At 46.1% G+C, this 406-nt stretch carries 1 tRNA gene; it reads left to right on the top strand.

What is annotated here, in order from left to right:
• Window positions 1–251: 251 nt before the first annotated feature.
• A tRNA-Asn gene (locus Y882_RS18595) sits at window positions 252–323 on the top strand.
• Window positions 324–406 lie beyond the last annotated feature (83 nt).

Below are 406 nucleotides of genomic sequence, written 5' to 3'. Positions count from 1 at the left end.
TATAGACGTGTCGGCTCCATATCTAGCATTCATTATTACCGTCATTATCTTGTATAAGTGCTGTGGTAGTGGTGGTGACACTAAGCTGCCAGATGTTTAACTAATAAGAGGCGACTGGATTACACTCCCCAGTCGCTTCGTTAGTTTATTCTCCGCTTAGTAAATATCCAAATAAAGAAAGAAGTCGTTTCTTGAAATTAGTTTCTGCTTGTAAGAGCAGATAAGTTTGTAGTATAACTACGCTCAACCAAGATGGTGTAGCTCAGTGGTGGATCAGTTGGCTGTTAACCAACTGGTCGATGTGTGGAATCTGTCCACCATCGGCAAATTTGGAAGGATGTCGGAGAGGCCGCGGGCACCGGACGTGCAATCAGGGGGCGCACAGGTGCACCCGAAGGGTCGAATC

Origin of the sequence: Dyella japonica DSM 16301 (genome assembly GCF_001010355.1) — a bacterium.
Taxonomy (GTDB): domain Bacteria; phylum Pseudomonadota; class Gammaproteobacteria; order Xanthomonadales; family Rhodanobacteraceae; genus Dyella; species Dyella japonica.
This window is presented reverse-complemented; position numbering and strand designations above follow the sequence as displayed.